This is a genomic window from Pseudoclavibacter sp. Marseille-Q434 (assembly GCF_050315415.1).
Lineage (GTDB): Bacteria > Actinomycetota > Actinomycetes > Actinomycetales > Microbacteriaceae > Pseudoclavibacter.
In genome coordinates this window covers 1,187,908-1,207,707 of record NZ_JBNPQH010000001.1, presented here as the reverse complement: position 1 = coordinate 1,207,707, position 19,800 = coordinate 1,187,908, and the positions used below count along the sequence as shown (strand labels likewise).

Sequence of the window (19,800 nt, the reverse complement as noted above, 5' to 3'; positions counted from 1 at the left end):
GTGGAGCGCTTCGTTGCCCCCGCGCCGGTGGACGCCCACGTCCACGTCTGGGATCGGTCGCTGCTGCGTCTCGACTGGCTCGACGATCTGCCCGAGCTCGCGACATCCCGCCTTCCACGGGCCTACGACGCTCAGCGTGGGAGAGTTGGTGCCGCGGTGTTCGTCCAAGCGGGTGCGAGGCCCGCGGACGCGTTGGCGGAGGCGACGTGGGTTCAGTCTCTGGCCCCGGGATGGCCAGCCCTGGCCGGCATCGTCGCGGACGCCGATCTTCTGAGTCCTCCGGTTGAACTCGGCGCACACCTCGATGCGCTCGAGGAGCTGCCGCTGTATCGGGGTGTGCGTCACCTCCTGCAGGACTTCGATGTGCGAGTGCTGCGCTCTAACGCTCTGGTCCTCGGGCTCGATGCGCTGGCGCGGAGGGACTCGAGTTTCGATGCCTGCGTGCGCTGGTGGCAGCTCGAGGAGCTGGCCGGCCTACTCGAGCGATCGTCGCCGCTCACGGTGGTGCTCGATCACATCGGCAAGCCGCCGCTCGATTCCGACGTGAAGTCGGAGGCCTGGGCGGGTTGGGAGGTCGGACTGCGCAGGATCGGAGCCCTGCCCGGTGCTCACGTGAAGCTCAGCGGGTTGTCCGCGGAAATGTCCGCGGGTGCGAAGGCGGGACCCACGTTTCGGGCTCGGGCTGCGCACGCCATCGAGACGGCGCTTGACGTGTTCGGCGCCGAGCGGGCCATGTTCGGCAGCGATTGGCCGGTCAGCGCGGTCGGCGGCGCGGGTCTGTCGACCGCCGAGTGGTTGGACTTCGTCCGAGGGCAGGTCTCCGACGTCGAATGGATGGAGATCGGCTCCGGCACGGCAGCGCGCGTCTACCGCCTCGAGCGCTGACGCTCGGGCGGCGGGCGCGCCCAGCGCCGAGCCGACCGCGACGGCGTCGGAGCACGCTGCCACGGCCAAGCCCCACGACGGCCCAGCCGTCTCCTACCGGGCTATCACCGGCACAGGAATCAGCTCGAGCGCTGCAAGCTCCTGCCACAGCTCCTCGGGGATGGGTGCCCGGAGGTGCTCTGCGTTCTCGCGAACGGCGGCGGCGCGCGACGTCCCGACCACGACCGTTGAGACGGCGGGGTGCCGCAGGGGGAACTGGATGGCGGCCTGTGGGAGCGTCACGTCGTACGCTCCGCAGACCTGCGCGAGGCGGTCGACCCGCGCGGCGACCGCATCCGGGACCGCACCGTAGTTGTAGTGCGCGCTGGCCGAACGAGTCGCTGTGGCGAGCAAGCCGGAGTTGAAGACGGCGGCCGTCACCACTCTGACGCCACGTTCGAGGCAGCGGGGGAGCAACTCCGCCGCCGCCGGCTGCTCGAGGAGGGTGTAGCGTCCGGCGATCATGACGACGTCGATGTCGCTCTCGTTCACGGCCCGAAGTGCAGCATCGACGCTGTTGACGCCGATGCCGACTTCGGAGATGACGCCCTGCTCACGCAGCGTCACGAGGGCCGGCAGCCCCTGCGAGATGCCGGCGTCGAGGTCGTAGACGTCCGGGTCGTGGAGGTACGCGACGTCAACGACGTCGACGCCCATGCGCTCGAGGGATTCGCTGAGGCTTCGCTCGACGCCGGACTTCGACGGATCGTAGCGGCGGACGAGTTCGTCGGGCACGGCGAAGCCGTCGGCTTCGTCCGTTCCGCCGGTGAAGTCAGGGTTGGGGACGAGGAGTCGCCCGACCTTCGTCGAGAGCGTGTACTCCTCGGCGGGGAGGTTCGTGAGGAAATCGCCGAGGCGACGCTCGGACAGCCCGAGGCCGTAGTGCGGTGCCGTGTCGTACACGCGGACGCCTTCGTCCCACGCGGCTGCGAGTGCGGCCCGGGCCTGCTCGTCGGAGACTTCACGGTAGAGGTTGCCGATAGAGGCGGCCCCGAAGCCGAGCCGTTCGATCATGCGACCACGACCGGCTCAGACGAGAAGGCGTAGTCGATGAGGGTCTGCGCGAGCATCTCGGTCCCGGCTCCTGGGGCGAGGGGTGTCACGTAGTGCCCGCCCGTGAGCACTGTCGGGGTGACGAAGTGCTCGTGCAGGTGGTCGACGAATTCGATCATCCGGTCCTCCATGGTGCCGCTCACGGCGACGAAGTCGAACATCGAGAGGTGCTGCACCGCCTCGCAGAGGCCCACCCCGCCGGCGTGCGGGCAGACGCGCACGCCGAACTTCGCGGCGAGCAGCAGGTTCGCGATGTTCTCATTGACTCCGCCGACTCGGCTCGCGTCGATCTGCATGACCTGCATGGCGCCAGCTTGCAGGAACTGCTTGAACATGACCCGGCTGTGCGCGTGTTCACCGGTGGCGACCGGAATGGGGGCGATGGCGCGAGCGATGGCGGCGTGGGCGAGCACGTCGTCCGGGCTCGTGGGCTCCTCGACCCAGGCGACGCCGAAGGGGGCGAGCGCGGTGATCCACTCGATCGCATCCTGGGTGTCCCAGCGCTGGTTCGCGTCGATGGCTATGGGGAAGTCGGACCCGCAGATCTCGCGGGCGATGCGCATCCGTCTGATGTCGTCGTCGATGCTGCCGCCGACCTTGAGCTTGATCTGCGGGAAGCCCTCGGCGAGCGCCTCGCGGCAGAGGCGCGCGAGCTTCTCGTCGGAGTAGCCGAGCCAGCCCGGCGTCGTCGTGTAGGCCGGGTAGCCCGTGCGCAGCAGGGAAGCCTCTCGCGCTTCGCGTCCCGGCACCGCGGCCTCCAGCAGCTGCAGGGCTTCGTCCCGCGTCAGCGCGTCGGACAGGTAGCGGAAGTCGACCAGGTCGACGAGCTCCTCGGGTGACATCGAGGAGAGGACCTTCCACAACGGCTGGCCTGCGCGCTTGGCTTTGAGGTCCCAGAGGGCGTTGACCACGGCGCCGATCGCCATGTGCATGACGCCCTTCTCGGGGCCGAGCCAGCGCAGCTGCGAGTCGTAGACGAAACTCCGATACGTGGCCCCCATGTCGGCGAGCAGCTCTTCGACGTCGCGCCCGATGAGGTACTGCTCGAGCGACCGGATGGCGGCGACCTGCACGTCGTTGCCCCGCCCGATCGTGAATGCGAACGCGTGGCCGGAGAGGCCATCAGCGGCGTCGGTCTCGATCACCGCATAGGCCGCTGAGTAGTCGGGGTCGAGATTCATCGCGTCGGTGCCATCAGCGGTCAGCGACGTCGGGAACCGTACGTCGACAGTCGTCAGTGACTGAACTTTGCTCATTGTTCCTCCTTGCTGAGAACAGTAAACATCTGATCAATGCCGCGTCAAGTGCTACAGTGGCCGCGTCCGAGGCCAAAAGCGGCCGTAATCTTCAGATGTTTGGAGCGTGGTGCATGCGTTTTCTTCGATTGGGTGACGAAGGGTCCGAGGTTCCCGTGCTGCGAGTGCATGGCATCGACTTCGACCTGAGCGGGGTCACTGCGGACCTCGACGGCGAGTTCTTCGAGACGGACGGCATCGCGCGCGCCAAGGCGGCTCATGCTGCCGGCGAGCTGCCGGTGCTCGACGGATCGGCAGGTCTCAGGGTCGGGGCGCCGGTCGCGCGTCCGTCGGCGATCGTCTGCGTCGGCATGAACTACGCGGCACACGCCGCCGAGTCAGGGGCGGCGCCACCCAGCGACGTCATCGTCTTCCTGAAGACGCCCAACACCATCTCCGGGCCGTTCGATGATGTGCCGCTGCCTCAAGGGTCTGAGAAGTCCGACTGGGAGGTTGAACTCGGTGTCGTGATCTCGAAGCGAGTCAGCTACCTCGAGAGCGCTGACGAGGCGATGGATGCGGTGGCCGGGTTCGTGGTCGGCAACGACCTGTCCGAGCGTGCCTGGCAGCTCGAAGCCCCTGGCGGACAGTGGAGCAAGGGGAAGTCAGCCCCGCGCTTCTCTCCCCTTGGGCCGGAGCTCGTGACCCCGGACGAAGTCGATTTCCGGGCGCTGCGCCTGTGGAGCACGGTGAACGGCGAGCCGAGGCAGGACTCGTCGACGGCCGACATGATCTTCGACGTCCCGCACATCATCTGGACACTGAGCCAGTACCTGGCCCTCGAGCCTGGCGACGTCGTGCTGACGGGGACGCCGGAAGGGGTCGCCCTCTCCGGCCGGTTCCCGTACCTCAGGGTCGGGGATGTGGTCGAGCTCGGGATCGACGGCCTCGGGTCCCAGCGCCAGGTGATCGTGTGAGGGGCTCGATGGAGGGGCTGGTCGCCGTCGTCACCGGGGGCGCGTCCGGGATCGGGGCCGCGATCACCGAGCGCCTGCGTGCAGATGGCGCGTTCGTCGTCCCCTTCGACCTCGTGTCGAGCGAGGAGGGGCTCGTCGTCGACATCGGGGACGACGCGGCGGTGCGTGCGGCGGTCGACCAGGTGGTCGAGCAGCACGGCCGCCTCGACATCGTCGTCAACAATGCCGGGATCAGCTCGGTCGGCTCGATCGAGGACAACCCGGACGAGGAATGGCATCGGGCATTCGACATCAATGTGCTCGGCGCGGTGAGGGTGACGCGAGCCGCCCTGCCGCACCTGCGCCGCTCGCCGTGCGCTTCGGTAGTGAACACGTGCTCGATCGCGGCCTCGGCGGGCCTGCCGCAGCGTGCCGTCTACGGCGCGACCAAAGGGGCTCTCTTCGCGTTGACGCTGCAGATGGCCGCCGATCACCTCGCGGACGGGGTTCGCGTCAACGCGGTGAACCCGGGGACGGCGGACACTCCGTGGGTGCAGCGCCTGCTCGCGGCGACCGAGGACCCGGCTGCCGCTCGAGAGGCGCTCGAGGCACGGCAGCCCTCAGGGCGACTTGTGAGTGCCGGAGAAGTCGCTGAGGCGGTCGCGTACCTGGCTGGCCCCGGTGCGAGGTCGACGACGGGCACGAGCCTCGCAGTGGATGGCGGCATGGCCGGACTCCGCCTTCCGTCGGCACGCGGTTGAACCGATGTTTACGACCATTCGACCGTGATTGAACTTCGAAACTCGCTCTTGACCATTCAAACATCGGATGATTAGATCGCTTCTGGCGAAGCATCCGGGGTCTGATCCCCAACATCGCAACATCAAAGGAGATAACGATGAAGAGACGCACGAAGACCGCCGCTGCCGCCCTCGCGATCGGGTCGCTGGCCCTCGCCGGCTGCGCGTCCGGGGGAACGGCGGAGTCGGCCGACGGCCTCGTCTGGTCCATGTGGATCGGTTCCACCGAAGACCAGACGGCCTGGCAGTCCGTCGGTGAAGCCGGGGCGGCAGCAGCCGGAGTCGGTGTGACCCTGCAGGGGGCGCCCTTCGCCGACTACTGGACGAAGCTGTCCACGCAGCTCGGCACCTCCTCGGCCCCGTGCATCGTCTCGATGCAGAGCCTCCGCATCAACCAGTTCAACAACGGACTGCTCCCGCTCGACGACCTCATCGCAGGGTCGGACATCGACCTCGCCGAGTTCGATGAGGGTGCGCTGGACGCGATGCGGGTCGACGGCCAGCAGTACGCGATTCCCTACGACACCGGCCCCATGGTGCTCTACTACAACAAGGACGCGTTCGCGGCGGCGGGCGTCGCCGACCCCGAGCCGGGCTGGACGGCCGACGAGTTCGACGCGGCTACTGCGAAGCTCAAAGACGCTGGCCAGGTGGGTATGGCGACGACGGTCGAGGATCTGTTCCTCGAGAGCAGCGTGCTCGCCTACAACGGGGGACGTGTGCTCGACGAGAGCGGTGAGTTCACCTTCGACAACCCGGCCTTCGGCGAGGGCGTCGAGTGGATCGCGAGCGCTGTCCAGGATGGCCGCGCGACGGTCGCGAACGGGCCGGACAACACTGCCGACGACAACGCCTTCATGAACGGCTCGGCCGCATCCGTCGTCGGTGGGCCGTGGCTCCTCCTCGACTTCAACGCGAAGTCAGACTTCGAGATCGGCGTCGCCACGCTCCCGGCGGGCCCAAACGGTGGCGGCACCTTCTCGGCGGGCAGCGGCTTCGGCATCTCGTCGGAGTGCTCCGATCCTGAAGCCGCGCTTGCGGCGATCGCCGGCATGACCTCGGAGGAGACGCTCACGTCGCTCGCCGAGCAGGGCCGCGCGTTCCCGGCTCGGACCGCCTCCCAGCAGGTCTGGTACGACAACGCGGGCATCGAAGGACTTCAGGAGGCGATGGATGCGGCGCTGGAGACGGCGACCCCGCTTCCGGGCTCCGCGAAGGGTGACCAGTTCAACCAGCTGCTCGTGCAGTACGGACCGCAGATGGTGAATGGCGACAAGCCGGCCGACGAGATCCTGCCCGAGATCGCGACGCAGCTCGGATCATGACGCTGACCTCCGAGCCCACGGCGACCTCGCCCGCGGTTCCGCTCACCACCGAGGCGAAGAAGCCGTCGCCTCCGCCGCGTCGGCAGCGACGGAACCTGTGGGGGCCGGCATTCGCCGCCCCCCACGCGATCGGCCTTGGGCTCTTCACACTGACGCCCATCGTGATCGCCCTCGTCATGAGCTTCCATGACTGGCCGATGATCGGCAGCCCGACGTTCACGGGCCTCGACAACTTCGAGCGGCTGTTCGCCGATGACACGTTCCGGGCGGCGCTCGGCAACACGCTGCTCTTCGTCGTCCTCTACGTCCCCCTGAACCTCATCGTCTCGATGGGCATGGCGGCGTGGCTGTCGCCGCGGATCAAGGGCAGGCAGTTCTTCCGGGTCCTGTTCTTCCTGCCCACGGTCACGCCGATTGTCGCGAACGCGGTCGTGTGGCGCCTCATCTACGAGCCGGGTGGCACGCTCGACGCGACCTCGCAGACGCTCTTCGGAATCGAGCTGCCGAACTTCCTGGCAGATCCGAACTGGGCGATGGCGGCGATCGTCGTGATGAGCGTCTGGCAGGGCTTCGGCTACAACATGCTCGTGTTCTCGGCGGCGCTCGACTCCGTGCCGGAGAACCAGATCGAGGCGGCGCAGCTCGACGGAGCGAACCCGTGGACGATCTTCTGGCGCATCCAGCTGCCGCTCATCTCGCCGTCTCTGTTCTTCGCCACGATCATGACGCTCATCACGTCGTTCCAGGTGTTCATCCAGCCGTACATCCTCACGAAGGGCGGGCCTGGCACGTCGACGCTGACGCTCGTGCAGTTCATCTACAACCAGGGCTTCACGTTCCAGCAGCTCGGGCTCGCCGCGGCCGCCGGATGGGTGCTGTTCGTCATGATCCTCGTGATCACCGCCGTGCAGTTCATCGGCCAGAAGAAGTGGGTGCACTATGACTAGCGATACCGCCGTGACGAGGCGCCGGTCCGCACCGCCGAGTCGAACCGGGCAGCGCATCCGCTCTGCCATCGGGTACGTGCTGCTCGGCATCGTCACACTCATCTTCATCTCGCCGCTGCTCGTGATGATCGGCTCGTCGCTGAAGAAGCCGAACGAGATCTTCTCGACCCCGCCGAGCCTGTTCGGCTCGACGCTCGAATGGGGCAACTTTGCCGAGGTCTTCGAGTACGCGCCGTTCGGCCAGTACCTCATGAACGGCATGATCGTCGCCGTGCTCGGCACCGCGCTGACCCTCGCGGTCGCGGCGCTCTCGGGTTACGCCTTCTCGCGGCTCAAGTGGAAGGGACGCGGCGCCACGTTCGCCGTGTTCCTCGCGACGATGATGCTCCCGCAGGAGGTCATCATCGTGCCGGCGTTCGTGCTCATGCGCTCGTTCGGCTGGGTCAACTCGTACGAGGCGCTCATCATCCCGTGGGCGTTCACGGCGCTCGGGGCGTTCCTGCTGCGCCAGTTCTACATGACGGTGCCGCAGGAGCTCGAGGATGCTGCCCGGCTCGATGGGGCAGGAACCGTGGCGATCTTCTTCCGGATCATGCTGCCCCTGTCGCGGTCGACGCTGGCCGTGCTCGCGGTCTTCACCTTCATCACCTACTGGAACTCGTTCCTGTGGCCGCTCATCATCGTGAATGACGTGAGCGCGCTCGGCACCATTCCGCTCGGCCTGCAGCAGTTCTTCGGCCAGCAGGGCACGCAGTGGCATCTGCTGATGGCGGCGTCCGTCATCTCGATGCTGCCGACGACCGTGCTGCTCGTGGCTCTGCAGAAGCACCTCGTGCGGGGCGTCGTGACGTCCGGCATGGGCGGTCGCTGAGTCCCAACCTTTCCCGCAGATCTCCGCAAGGCAATCGCTAACGCTTCAGAGAGGAAGCTCCGCCCATGGCAATGTTCAAGTCAGAACCCGTCCGCCCAGAGGCCTACCAGAAGTTCGAGCGTGAGACACCGGAGTGGTACCAGGATGCGAAGCTCGGCATCTTCGTGCACTGGGGTGCGTACTCGGTGCCCGCGTGGGCCGAGCCGATCGGGCCGCTCGGCACCTTCGACGAGGAGTACTGGTTCAGGCACAATCCGTACGCCGAGTGGTACTACAACACGGTGCGCATCGAGGGCAGCCCGGCGCATCAGCACCAGCAGGAGGTCTTCGGCGGGGCCCACTATGACGAGTTCATCGACCTGTGGAAGGCGGAGAACTTCGATGCGGGCGCCGTCATGGATCTCGTGAAGTCGACCGGAGCGCGGTACTTCGTGCCGACGACGAAGCACCACGATGGTGTGACCCTGTGGGATGCGCCGGGGACGGGGGAGCGAAACACGGTCAGCCGTGGTCCGAAGCGCGACCTCGTCGCGGAGTTCAAGGAAGCGGCTGAGGCTCGCTGCGTGAAGTTCGGCGTCTACTACTCGGGTGGCCTCGACTGGCACTTCACGAATGCGGCCGTCATCGATGGTCCCATCGAGGGGGACCGGCGCCCGGTCGATAAGGAGTACGCCGATTACGCCCACGACCATGTCGTGGACCTCATTGAGAAGTACGACCCGGAGGTGCTGTGGGGTGATATCGAGTGGCCGGATGCTGGCAAGGCGCCCGGTGAGAAGAGCCTCGTGAACATCTTCGAGAAGTTCTACGCGAGCAGGCCGGAGGGTGTCTCCAACGATCGTTGGGGCGAGACGCACTGGGACTTCCGCACGAGCGAGTACGAGCAGGGGCGTTCCCAGGAGGGCGACGGCGCGTGGGAGAACTGCCGCGGAGTCGGGTTCTCCTTCGGCCACAACACGCTCGAGGACGAGTCGAACTCGCTCGGTGGGGTCGATGCCATTCGCAACTTCGTGGACATCGTGTCTCGTGGCGGCAACTTCCTGCTCAACATCGGGCTGACCGCGTCGGGGGAGGTGCCCGAGCTGCAGCGCCGCACACTCGAGACGCTCGGCGCCTGGAACGCGGTGCACGGGGAGGCGATCTTCGGGTCGCGGCCATTGGACGACTCGTTGGGTGCGGAGGGCGAGGACCCGTGGGTGCGCTGGACCCGCACGGGAAACACGGCGCATGCGTTCGTCGATGTGCCGGCCGGAGAGGCCGTCGCGCTTGAAGGGTTCGCGAGTGGTCTGGACCTCGAGGGCGCCACGGCCGTCAGCGCGACGGCTCGAGTCGACGGCGGCACGGTCACGCTGGTGCGCGCTGAGGATGCGGTCGACGGGCCGGTCCGGGTGTCATTCCCCATCAGCGACTGAGCGGATGCGAGGGTCGCCCCGCGCGGAAATCTCTGGTCCGCGCGGGGCGACTTTCTGCCTTCATACTCCTCAAGCGCCCGATCCACGATTGATGCTTGCCACGATGAGTGCTCCGCCCCTACACTCAGAACCCTTGGGGGACGCGTTCTTGAGACGCCTTGTCTGGTGCGATTCCAGAGTCCTCCACCACTTTTTCAAGCGGGACGCTCGCTCGGAGCCGTCGGCACGCTTTTCGCGCAGCTGCCGATGCTGGTTCGCACCGCAGCGGATGCCTGCTCAGCTCCCCGAGGACAGTCCGAGCACCGGGTAGAGCACGTTGAAGCCTTCGGTGAGGCCGCCGCTGACGGCGTCGCCGCCGTGGTCGGCGCCTTGCACGATGAAGAGGGTGGTGTTGATGCCGAGCGCTTGCGTGGCGTTGGAGACGGTGGTGGCCATGGACACGAAGTCGGGGTCTTCGCTGCCTGCCGTGAAGATCGCGGTCATGCCCGCGTAGGTGCCGGCTGGGGCGGCCTGGAAGATGTTGACCGGCTTCGACGATTCGAAGGCGGCGGCGTCTCCGCCGTAGATGTCCGCTTGGACAGCGTCGGGGGTTTCGGAGCCCGGGTACTGCTCGCCGGAGACGCTGATGATGTTCTTGAACGTGCCCGGGTCCTTCGCGCCGTACTTCGCTGCGCATCCGCCGCCGTTGGAGTAGCCGGCGACGGTCCAGTACTTGGGGTCCTGGATGACGTTGAGGTTCGCGTTGACCCAGTTGACGACGTCGGTCGTGACGTAGGTTTCGGCGTTGCCGTACTTGGCGGAGTCGGCGCAGGCAGGGTCGACGTCACCTTGGCCGCCGAGCTGGTCGGCGACGACGACGATGGGTGCGAGGCCGTTGTGGTCGGCGGCGAACTGGTCGAGGACGTCGCTGATGATCGTGGGATCGGGGTTGCCGACGTAGCCCATCATCATGATGACGACGGGGAGGGCGGGTGCGTTCTCGACGAGGGCCGCCGGGGGCAGGTAGATGCCCGCGTCCCGGGCGACGAAGCCCGATGCGGTGCCGGGGATGGGGACGGAGCCGCGTTCGCCGACCGAGGGCATATCTGCGGGGGCCTGCCAGGTCGAAGCGAGGGGCTGCGTCGGGGCTTGCCGGTTGTCGGCGTTGAAGTCGGGGAGCGTGATCTGGTCTTCTTCGACGATGCCGAACACGGAGCCGAGGGTTGGGTTGAGGCCGTAGAGCGCGTTGATGCCGGTTGCGCCGGCGACGAGGTAGGCGAGGATCGAGATGGCCGCGACGATCTTGCGCCAGGGCTTCGAGCGGGGGAAGGACGCGATGGCGAGGCCGATGCCGGCGAAGGTGGCGGCGGCCCACGTGCCGACGGGGCCTGGAAGCTCGACGCCGAACAGGTCGAGGGCGTTGCCGCCGAGGTAGATGAGGAACCCGACGATGGCGCCGCCGACGATGCCGATGAGCGCGCGCGGCAGCCACCTCTTCGTCTTGCCGTGCTTGCTCTTGCTGTTCTTGCGGATGAGCAGCGTGACCGTGAAGGCGATGGCGACGAGGTAGATGATCCACATCGCCGGCGAGTTGATGATGGGCAACTCGAGGATGGCGCTCATGCGCGTGCGGGGAACGACATCGGGTGCTCCTTCAGGCGAAGCGTGACGGGGGATTCCGGCGAAGCTGCGGCGCTGGTCGACTCAACTTCTCACACGGGGTGAGAGAAAGCTACACGCGGTTGCGGGGTGCCTGGCTGGGTGGCGGCGGGCGGATGTGCGGCGCGGCTTGTGCACGGCGGCTCGGCGTGGGCCGTGGGCCGTGGGCCGTTGGGAGGCTTCCGCGTCGCCCGGTTGGGCGCTACGTTTCGGGGGTGAGCACCCCCGAGAATGTCGCAGTGACCCTGGTCGATCGTCAGCGGGACGTGCCGCTCGGTGTCGTCATGGTGGGTATGGCGGCGGTGGCCTGGTGGCCGGCGTTCACGCTTGGTGCGTGGGGTGAGGTGTTCTTCGACGACATCCTTGGCTTCTGGGCGGCGTCGACTGCGGCGTTCGTGTTCGTGCTGCTCGAGCGGCGACCTGTGTGGGGCCGAATCGGTCGTGCGGCTGTGCTGCTGGTGCCGACGGCGTGGTTGGTCCTGAACTTCCTCGTCGACGACGACTCGGATGACGTCGCTACCGCGCTCGTCGACCTCGCGGCGCTGCTGGTGGTGCTCATCTGCGTGCCGTTCACGTTGTGGGTGCTGCTGCGCATCGTCTGGCCGGACTTCGCGGCCACCACCACGAAGCGCCGCCGCTGGCTGATCGTCGCCGTCGTTGGAGGCATCGTCGTCATCGCCTACGTGCTCGGCCTCAACCAAGCCCACTTCCTCACCTGCGACGACTTCTCGATCAGCGGGAACTCGCTGCCGGCGGGGTGCGTGCAGGGTAGCGGCGGCTGACTAGGGCTTTGGCCCCGTCCAAGTCGGGGATCAGACCTCGAGGTGCCGAAGTGCTTTCATACGCGACGGTCGTGCGTGGAGCCTCGAACAGGAGGTGGGGATCTAGCAGCTCCTCAGCGCGCCAGAGTGCGTCTCATGGCTCTTACGGCTGAAAGTGGGTCGATCTGTTTCCGCTCCTGGTAAAGCTCGTGTTGGCTTGACGCTAGCGGAGGCGCGGCAGTATGTACTCTACGAGCCGGTCGCAGTCGGAGCGTGAGCCCCATCGGGAATGTTCCGGAGCTTGCCTCGATCTGTATGCGCAGCTCAGACCGGCAGATGTGCTGATCACGGTCCATCGCCGCGAGGGCGGCACCGCTGAACAGCGTGGACCATTCCCTGGGGTGCGACTATCGGGCTCGGTCGGTGTCTTGTGCGCTCCAGATCAACTGCGGGACATTGGGGCAGTTGATCTTCGGAGAACGCCTAACCCAAAAGTCTGGCACGAGAACTGACCGAAAGGAGGGAGCTAGGCTTCGAGCGGCAAAACTAAGGACCCCGCGGCTTGCACTACCATCCGGGCAAAATCTGCCGGCCTAGCAACGGGTGGCGAATGCCAGGCTACTGACGTCACAGAGGAATGGTGCCTTGATGCGACCTTCGAGGCAGAATTTGATGAAATCTCTTCGGCGATGGCACCGTGCTCTTCCGCGAAGAATACTCTGGCCTCGCCAGGGCGGTACGTCCTACTACGAGCGGAATGCGGCGATTGACGTGTGCGAACGAATCGCAGCGGCAGCTGCCGGTTCGAATGTTCGAACACCTAGACACTTGGGACTAGCGGCAGCGATCGGTTGAAAGAAAGATCCCTCTAGGGGATCGCGGCCCTGGGGCGTGCTAGGGAGAGTGCGGTGGACGACCTGCTCAGCAAGACTGCGACCGCTGGGAAACGGAGGCCATCGTCGACGAGCCTTCACCTGCGCAGTCCTCACCTCGTCTAGTGCTAGGTTTCGCTACTCCCGACCTCGAGGTCATACACATCCTTGATGGACCCAATAACTGGACTGCAGCACCAGGGCGCAAGGTCCCGTTACGAGGCGTGAAGAAAGCAGTAGATTCTCAATCATGAACTTTGACTCGCCGCTCCCAGCTCCGGACTCCCAGGACGTGCTTCTGCTCCAACAGGTGCAGCAGAACTGGAACCAGGGAAGCCAGGACGTCGCCCTAAATCTCATTCGTCCTCGTGCGGACGAGGGACAAGCGTGGGCCGCCTCGCTACTTTCGTGGTTGCTCATGCAGCAGGGCTATCCGGCTCTCGAGGAGAGCATTACCTGGGCCATCACCGCCGCCCACCGGGGCCACCCTGCCCAGCTCGCAACGACGTTTAACAATGTGATATCGAATCTATCGTCGTATCCACAGCTATCCTCGCGGTTGCCTGAGCTAGCGGAGCTCGGGTTGCCGTGGAGTTCTGGTGTGGACGCGGTTGGACAGGGATGGAATATCGCCCAAAGCGGCCAACCGGAACTCGGTCTGCAGATCATGATGCTTCAAATGAAGCTACCTTATACCCTGACAGATACCCACCTGGCCGCGCTCGTAGCCGATGCTCAGGATCGTACGAATGAATTGAACAGGATCCTAGCCTCCATTCGAGAGCAGCAAAGGTCCGTCGAGGTTGCCTCTGCAGAGGGACGCGCTGCGATGAACAAGGCAACGCTGGAGCTCGAAACTAGTGCTAAACAGGCCGGTCTTCTTATCACAACGGCGACTTCGGACGCGACCAATGCGCTCTTCCTCGAAGACGCGGAACGAAATGCCAAGGAATCGCGAGGAGCATGGCTGTCAGGCCTGGTCGTTCTAGGTGGGGCTGCGACGGTCGCTGTACTGCCTGTGATCCTTCATTACTTGCGAGTGGGCGCAGACTACTCCTCCATCGAGCAGATTGCGCTGCATCTCGTGTCCACGGCGGCCCTAGCGACGTTTGCCGGAGTACTTCTCGCACGCGCTCGTTCACGTGACCAGGCGGCCCAGCGAGCGAATGACCTATCTACAGCTATGGGCACGATGATTGCTTACAGCAGCCAGATTCGTGACCCTGAGGAAAAACAGCGCTTCATGTCCATGATGGGTCAAATGGTGCTCCAAGCCCATCTGTCATCTGGGTCAAAGCAAGGCGGAGGTGAGGATTCTGTTATGGGTATGGTCGCACTGGCCAATCTGATTAAGCCTGCCAGTGCGCCCGCCCCGGTCTCCCCGAGTTGAGTGCTCCGAAGTTTCGCGAGGCCTACTTGCGCTGCGTAGATAGGGGGCCGGGCCGCAGAACGCAACGAGGTCAAGGCGTTGGAAGGTAGTGTTATGCACATCGAGGTGCCTTGGGTGCTGGGCTCAGGAAGTTTCATCCCGTAAGGCCCCAACCCGTATTCGCACAGCGACGCGCTACCCGCTCGTACCTCCCAATTGCGGGGAACCGCTCTGAAGCCGTCGATTCACAAGATCGGTAGCGTTGTCCATGAGTAACTCACGATTGTCGAGGGCGATGCTCAACAGGAAGGGCGTGAGTATCAGCAGTCGGTGGCGTCAGCGGATGCCGCAGTACGGCTCTGATGAGTGAGTCGTCTCAGTCTGCGTGCGTGCCAGACAAGTACTCGTATAGGCTGGGTGAAACGGGAATATCCAAGTTTAGGTGCATTGTGGCGACGGGTATTTTATTGGCCATATGCGTGTTCCGAGCTTCAGTCGCGTTGGCAGGGCCCAGATAATAGTAGTCGGGGCCATCGTAGTGGTCGCGCTTCACGAACAACTCGGCACGTACCTGATTCGACGCGATTGCCCTCTCGAGGGGGCTATCGAGCGTGCGCTTGTTCTTCGTGTACCACAGCATTGTCGAGGAATCGATAAAGCGGTCGCTGTAGGCAGTGGTTGCAGATACGTCTTCAGCCTTGTCGTAGTTCACAAAGATCGGGCAAATTGCTTCCGAGTAATTCGCTTGGTATCCAAACATGGTCGCCATCGCGTTTTTCTTCCATCCGAAGAGTCGGCAAGCATCTTTGCGCGTGTACTGTTTGCCCGGCACCATCGGCGTACCTGACGCGTATCGATTAAGATTCACGGTGATGCCGGCTTCGAGGAGATCGTCTACGTCCAGCCGAAACGCGAGGTCAGTTGTATACAGGGTTCTGAATGAAGGATTGAGGTCCACGTTTCCGTTAGCGTCTCGAATCAGGATTTTCTGTTTGTACTTCTTTCGATCTGGCTCAGTGTGGAAGCTCAGGTCGAGATTTCGAAGGACGTTGTCGATGTCGTCTACGCTTGTCGGCACCCGGTTCGCGACGCGTCGTGCGAGTAACTGCCGTGACGCGGCACCCTGACGTATCAGCGAATCCAGGACCAGAACATCGTGCGGTCGCCTGCTAGAGAATGCCTCGATCGAGGCGTAGGTCAAGAAGTCTAGCCCAGTTTGGCTTACACAACTCGGACGACGTAGCATCTTGCTGATGAAATTCTCGTAATTCTGGTACCTCGAGATGATTTCGTATGGATCGACGGACTCAAATCGCAAGAAGTCTGTGAATCGAGGTGGATGTCCGAGACGCGCTTGGAGATCCAGGAACGCACGTCTAATGAGAGGAGCTCCGTTGAGCTTCGTTTTGGTGATGGATCGAAGGACTCGTTCCAGAGCGACGCGATCAAAGCTTACGCTGGAGAGTCCGGGAAGAGTTTCTGCCTCCGTGGCCCGCGAGAGATTGAGTCTCAGGGACTCTTTGTTCAGACTTTCGTCTCCGAGAAGTGCTATCGGGATCATGAAGTTGTTCTGGTAGTTCCCGATGAAGTCCAGGACGACGACGTATTCCTTGCCGGGCGCCTTTCGTAAGCCGCGACCCAGCTGCTGAATGAACACGATGCTTGACTGGGTTTGACGGAGCATCACGACCTGGTTGATCGTGGGGATGTCGATACCCTCGTTGAAGATGTCTACGCTGAGCAGGTAATTGAGCTCACCGCGTTCTAAAGCTGCGACAGCAAGCTCGCGCGTTGCCACCGAATCCTCTCCCGTGAGCGCGCGCGTGCGCAGGAGCTCTCCGTGCACCTTGCGGGAGTTGAGCCGCTCAGATAATTCGTGCGCTTCGGCCTTGCTGCTGCAGAAGATCAGGCCGCGCGGTTGTTCCGCCTTCTGGCCGTAGGTTTCGATAATTTTTACGATGTGTTCGACCCGGAGTGAAGACACGAGGTTCTTGACATCGGTCTGATCGTTGACGATCGTGCCGTCTTCGAGCGTAACGTCCGCGATTCCGTAGTAGTGGAACGGGGTCAGGATGTCAGCATCGAGCGCCTGCTTGAGCCGAATTTCGTACGGAACGTTGTAGTCGAAGTGCTTGAAGATGTCGTAGCCATCAGTCCGTTCGGGAGTGGCTGACATTCCCAGGAGGAACTTGGGATGGAACTGTTCAAGAACTCGCTCAAACGACCGAGCCCCGCTGCGATGCGCTTCGTCCAGGATGATGTAGTCGAAAGCGTCCGGGGTGAACCACTTGAGCATGTCGGGTCGCGACAGTGTTTGAACCGTGGCGAAAAGGTACTTCGTTCCGCGGTCTTTGCTCGTCCCGGAGAGTTTGCCAAACTCGTGACCTGGCTCATTGAGAACGCGCTGGAACTCAGTCATCGCTTTGTCGATGATCTGCTCTCGGTGTGCGACAAATAGCATCGTCTGTGGTCTAACGGCACGCACGTCAAGGGCCGCAAGAATGGTCTTCCCGGTGCCCGTTGCGGAGACGATGAGCCCCTTGGTCTGCCCGCTCACCCGCAAGTCGTGCAGCGCCTCAAGGGCCTCGATTTGCATGGAGTTGGGAGTGACCGTGGCAGCGGGCGAATCGTGGCTCGTGTCTGTAGGGGTGTTTTGCCGATCGACAGCCGCGAGCTTTCGGGCCAAAACCTCGAACGACTTTCGCCTCTGATACCCGACCGTGTACTCGTCAATCCAAGCCTGTGTGAGGGGCTCCGACCGCTGGACCTCTTCTGTGACCAGGGTGTCGAGTTGCTCAGCAAGGTTGCTGCCGCGATTGGCGGAAACCTGCAGGTTCCATTCGTGGTTCGAGACCAGAGCCTTTTCAGTCAGATTAGAGCTACCGAAGATCGATGTGACATGGTCGTCGCGTTGGAAGATGTACCCCTTGGGGTGGAATGCCGATGCGTTGTGAATGCGAGTTTCTACGCCGAGATCCCCTAGCCCCAGCAGCTCCTGAAACGCGTCAGGAGCGTTGAAGCTGAGATAGTCGGAAGTGACGATGAGGCCTCGCCCGCGGAAGTCCACGAAGGCTTGCTTCAACATGGCGATCGCTCGAGCCGTTACGAACGCGACACTGAACGTGAACTCATCGCTCTCGGAAAGCTGATGCTTGAGGAGTCTCAGCATCGTATTCTCGTGTGCGTTCCAGACGATGCGAGGCGAACGCACTCGCGGAGAAGTCAGATGCTTGTCGAGGTAGCCGAAGCGGAGATCAAGTTCAAAAGGTTCGGGCGGGTCAATGTAGTCAACCACGAGGGCCCAGCTGTTCTGCGATCTTCTCGACAGCTGGAATGTCGGCAGGCGCCCAATCCAATTCCTGGAGTTCCTCAGGGAACAGCCATTTGCTGTTTGCATGCTCGAGAAGTCGTGGCTCGCTGCCCAACAGATCGCAGTAATACGTTGTTAGGGTGATCTCGGCAAAATCGTATGCGTAAACGGTTGTGGCTACCAGCTCGCCCACCTTCACATCGCAGTCAAGTTCCTCGACGATTTCTCGAACGAGCGCGGCTTCACGTGTCTCGCCGGCATCGACTTTGCCTCCTGGAAATTCCCACTTGCCGCCGAGGGGACCACCGTGCGCCCGCTGAGCGCAAAGCACTCGTCCGCCCCTGAGTATGACAGCGCCGACGACATCTAATCTCTTCACTTTGGGCTTCTCTCCTACAGCTCGGTGCGTAGAGACGAGTCTATGGTGCGAGGAAGAACCGAGTTCCGAGAACCGGCGTGCAGATCCCTTGCCCTCAGTTTTCGCAGCCGACGCCATCGCCATCACGGTCAAGATGCGAGGCGTACCCGGGATCGCCAACGTACACAGGCGCGGCTCCTGCAGCCCTAGCCTCTGTGCAGTTGGCGAAGGAAACGCTTTGCTCAGGCGCAGGCGCAGGCTCGGGAGCCGCGGGCGCGGCTTCTGGTGCTGCATAGAGCGGAGCGGGGGGATTTTGCGCCGCATCCACCTCCGGTTCTGCTACCGGAGCTGGGTCGGCAACGGGGACTGCTTCGGCGACGGGAGCGACAACCGGCTCGGCGGTGACAGTAACGAACACGGTCTCCGTGGGCGCCTGGACGGTCGAAGTGACCGTGACTGTCGGGGCCGGCTCGGCAACTGGTGCCTCACGAGGGGTCTGAGCTCCACCAATCGAGCTGCCGACAATGCTGACGACGAGTCCCGCACCAAGGGCGATGGCGCCCAGCTTGCGCGAGCGCGGTAGTCCCGCCCAGCTGCTTCTGCGGGTGACCAGGACGTAGAGCCCGGTCAGGAATCCGATCAGGCCTGCAAGCGCCAGGAATGTTCCGATGCCCCGTTGATGGCCGCGACGAGCAGGAGCAGCACCATGATTCCAGCTACAACCCAGGAGAAGGTGGTCATGCGAGAACGCCAGGTTGATTGCGGGCGCTGCGGCGGAGCAGGGTAGAACGACATGAGGTCTCCAGAGATTGGGGGATCCGCTAAGCCTAGAACTGCCCGATTGAATCGATAAACCTCCCCGGAGATCAGGGGAATACAACGTCGAGCAACTACCTCGAAAGAACTTGGACGGCCGTTTCGACTGCGCGAGCGCTAGAGCCTCGTGCTAACCTCCATCCCACGTTTACGAGTTGCAGCGTCAAGTACCTGGCTAGCTGCACGGCAACCCTCCACCTGAGTGGGGTGCCCCAGGGGAAGAACGGGTCGACACCGTCCGGTGTGCGACAAGTCAGTTCACGCACCTAGCGGTGCCGAGCGCGGTGGACCCGCGGCGTGCATCCGCTGGCCGCGTGGCGTACCCGCGAGGAGCGCACCCATGCCCGAAACATCCACCCCGATCGACGGGGCCACCCGCAACCAGAGCGGCGTCTACCTGATCCAGGCGAAGCGCGACTGGGATGCGGAGCTCGACCAGGACACCCTCGCCGCGTTCCGAGACCTGCCCCACGAACTCCGTCGCGAGTGGTTGCTTGCCGTGCTGCGCTGGCCGCCGCACTCGCACGCCACCCCGACCTTCGCCATGGCGTTCCTGTCTGGCATGTTCCGCAAGGGCCAGATCGACACCAAGCCAGACTGGCAGGAGTTTGCGGGGCGATGGCACCAGCTCGGCTTCTCACCCATGCTGTTCCTGCTGCTCAACGTCACGGCGCAGAACCGGGCGCGGCTCCAACTCGACGCGCACGAGAAGGATCCCCACGGCGTCTCCCCGAAGAAGGCGCTCAAGCGGGCCGGCTTCGAGCAGGGCAGGATCGGCTACCGGGCAGGACACCTTCGCCCCGGCGACTGGACGGCGATCCCCGACGCCTACGAGAACGGCGACTTCGCCAACGCAGTCGGATACTGGCTGACGAAAGCGGGGGAGACCCCAAGCGGATGCGCAACTTGCGTCGCCCGGAAGCTCGAGCGTCGCGCCTTCCGCGACGAGGGTCCGCGAGGCGACGGCAGGCTGCGCGACCGGAACCTCGAGCGCCTGAGCCGGAAGCCAAACACGCGGGCCTAGGGCGGCCGGCCTCTCGAAACCATTGCACCGTTTGCCGTAAACACCGTTCAGTGGTTTCGAGAGAAGAGTCCCCGTGCCTCCAGCCGTTCTCCGGCGGGTCTCGAGACCACGGCGCCTGATCTCAAGAGC

16 protein-coding genes and 1 riboswitch are annotated in these 19,800 nt (G+C 64.1%); of the genes, 10 read left to right on the top strand and 6 right to left on the bottom strand.

What is annotated here, in order from left to right; genetic code table 11:
* Positions 1 to 885: an amidohydrolase family protein gene (locus tag ACQFZP_RS05785; protein ID WP_211890584.1), complete on the top strand. Its 885-nt coding sequence runs from the start codon at positions 1 to 3 to the stop codon at positions 883 to 885.
* A gap of 93 nt (positions 886 to 978) precedes the next feature.
* On the opposite strand, the gene ACQFZP_RS05780 is transcribed toward ACQFZP_RS05785, so the two are convergent.
* Both ACQFZP_RS05780 and ACQFZP_RS05775 read right to left on the bottom strand, forming a co-directional pair.
* The gene (locus tag ACQFZP_RS05780) at positions 979 to 1,938 is read right to left on the bottom strand and encodes an aldo/keto reductase (RefSeq protein ID WP_211890583.1); all 960 of its coding nucleotides are present in this window, start codon (positions 1,936 to 1,938) and stop codon (positions 979 to 981) included.
* Positions 1,935 to 3,233, bottom strand: coding sequence for an enolase C-terminal domain-like protein (locus ACQFZP_RS05775; RefSeq protein WP_211890582.1), 1,299 nt, complete (start codon positions 3,231 to 3,233; stop codon positions 1,935 to 1,937). Before ACQFZP_RS05775 ends, ACQFZP_RS05780 begins: the two co-directional genes overlap by 4 nt.
* Before the next feature lie 113 nt (positions 3,234 to 3,346).
* Here ACQFZP_RS05775 and ACQFZP_RS05770 point away from each other — a divergent pair, with 113 nt between their 5' ends.
* From ACQFZP_RS05770 to ACQFZP_RS05745, 6 genes are all read left to right on the top strand, one after another.
* Entirely contained in the window at positions 3,347 to 4,189 is an 843-nt protein-coding gene (locus ACQFZP_RS05770; RefSeq protein WP_211890581.1) for a fumarylacetoacetate hydrolase family protein, read from the top strand.
* Between the two features lie 8 nt (positions 4,190 to 4,197).
* Positions 4,198 to 4,929, top strand: a complete 732-nt coding sequence (locus ACQFZP_RS05765; protein ID WP_211890580.1) for an SDR family NAD(P)-dependent oxidoreductase — start codon at positions 4,198 to 4,200, stop codon at positions 4,927 to 4,929.
* Between the two features lie 137 nt (positions 4,930 to 5,066).
* Positions 5,067 to 6,293 carry an ABC transporter substrate-binding protein gene (locus ACQFZP_RS05760; RefSeq protein ID WP_211890579.1) on the top strand — a complete coding sequence of 409 codons (1,227 nt, stop codon included), beginning with the start codon at positions 5,067 to 5,069 and terminating at the stop codon, positions 6,291 to 6,293.
* The gene (locus tag ACQFZP_RS05755; protein ID WP_211890578.1) at positions 6,290 to 7,240 is read left to right on the top strand and encodes a carbohydrate ABC transporter permease; all 951 of its coding nucleotides are present in this window, start codon (positions 6,290 to 6,292) and stop codon (positions 7,238 to 7,240) included. The genes ACQFZP_RS05760 and ACQFZP_RS05755 overlap by 4 nt, the downstream gene beginning before the upstream one ends.
* Entirely contained in the window at positions 7,233 to 8,111 is an 879-nt protein-coding gene (locus ACQFZP_RS05750; RefSeq protein ID WP_104311755.1) for a carbohydrate ABC transporter permease, read from the top strand. Before ACQFZP_RS05755 ends, ACQFZP_RS05750 begins: the two co-directional genes overlap by 8 nt.
* A 65-nt stretch (positions 8,112 to 8,176) precedes the next feature.
* Positions 8,177 to 9,523 (top strand): alpha-L-fucosidase, encoded by a 1,347-nt coding sequence (locus ACQFZP_RS05745; RefSeq protein ID WP_211890577.1) that lies wholly within the window; start codon positions 8,177 to 8,179, stop codon positions 9,521 to 9,523.
* A gap of 276 nt (positions 9,524 to 9,799) precedes the next feature.
* On the opposite strand, the gene ACQFZP_RS05740 is transcribed toward ACQFZP_RS05745, so the two are convergent.
* On the bottom strand, positions 9,800 to 11,125 hold the full coding sequence (locus ACQFZP_RS05740; protein ID WP_211890576.1) for an alpha/beta hydrolase: 1,326 nt from the start codon (positions 11,123 to 11,125) through the stop codon (positions 9,800 to 9,802).
* A 275-nt stretch (positions 11,126 to 11,400) separates the two neighbouring features.
* Between ACQFZP_RS05740 and ACQFZP_RS05735 the strand changes: the two genes are divergently transcribed.
* Together ACQFZP_RS05735 and ACQFZP_RS05730 are read left to right on the top strand one after the other, a co-directional pair.
* Positions 11,401 to 11,943 (top strand): hypothetical protein, encoded by a 543-nt coding sequence (locus ACQFZP_RS05735; RefSeq protein ID WP_307852751.1) that lies wholly within the window; start codon positions 11,401 to 11,403, stop codon positions 11,941 to 11,943.
* Between the two features lie 1,101 nt (positions 11,944 to 13,044).
* Positions 13,045 to 14,184 carry a hypothetical protein gene (locus ACQFZP_RS05730; RefSeq protein WP_211890575.1) on the top strand — a complete coding sequence of 380 codons (1,140 nt, stop codon included), beginning with the start codon at positions 13,045 to 13,047 and terminating at the stop codon, positions 14,182 to 14,184.
* Between the two features lie 355 nt (positions 14,185 to 14,539).
* On the opposite strand, the gene ACQFZP_RS05725 is transcribed toward ACQFZP_RS05730, so the two are convergent.
* From ACQFZP_RS05725 to ACQFZP_RS05715, 3 genes are all read right to left on the bottom strand, one after another.
* Complete coding sequence (locus ACQFZP_RS05725; RefSeq protein WP_211890574.1) at positions 14,540 to 17,458, bottom strand: DUF3427 domain-containing protein; 2,919 nt, start codon at positions 17,456 to 17,458, stop codon at positions 14,540 to 14,542.
* Positions 17,451 to 17,852 carry a (deoxy)nucleoside triphosphate pyrophosphohydrolase gene (locus ACQFZP_RS05720; protein WP_307852749.1) on the bottom strand — a complete coding sequence of 134 codons (402 nt, stop codon included), beginning with the start codon at positions 17,850 to 17,852 and terminating at the stop codon, positions 17,451 to 17,453. The genes ACQFZP_RS05725 and ACQFZP_RS05720 overlap by 8 nt, the downstream gene beginning before the upstream one ends.
* Before the next feature lie 94 nt (positions 17,853 to 17,946).
* Positions 17,947 to 18,159 (bottom strand): excalibur calcium-binding domain-containing protein, encoded by a 213-nt coding sequence (locus ACQFZP_RS05715; protein ID WP_307852776.1) that lies wholly within the window; start codon positions 18,157 to 18,159, stop codon positions 17,947 to 17,949.
* Between the two features lie 634 nt (positions 18,160 to 18,793).
* Positions 18,794 to 18,908, top strand: a riboswitch (SAM riboswitch).
* A gap of 79 nt (positions 18,909 to 18,987) precedes the next feature.
* On the opposite strand from ACQFZP_RS05715, the gene ACQFZP_RS05710 reads away from it, so the two are divergent.
* A complete protein-coding gene (locus ACQFZP_RS05710; protein ID WP_211890573.1) occupies positions 18,988 to 19,671 on the top strand; it encodes a hypothetical protein in 684 nt (227 codons plus the stop codon).
* Positions 19,672 to 19,800 lie beyond the last annotated feature (129 nt).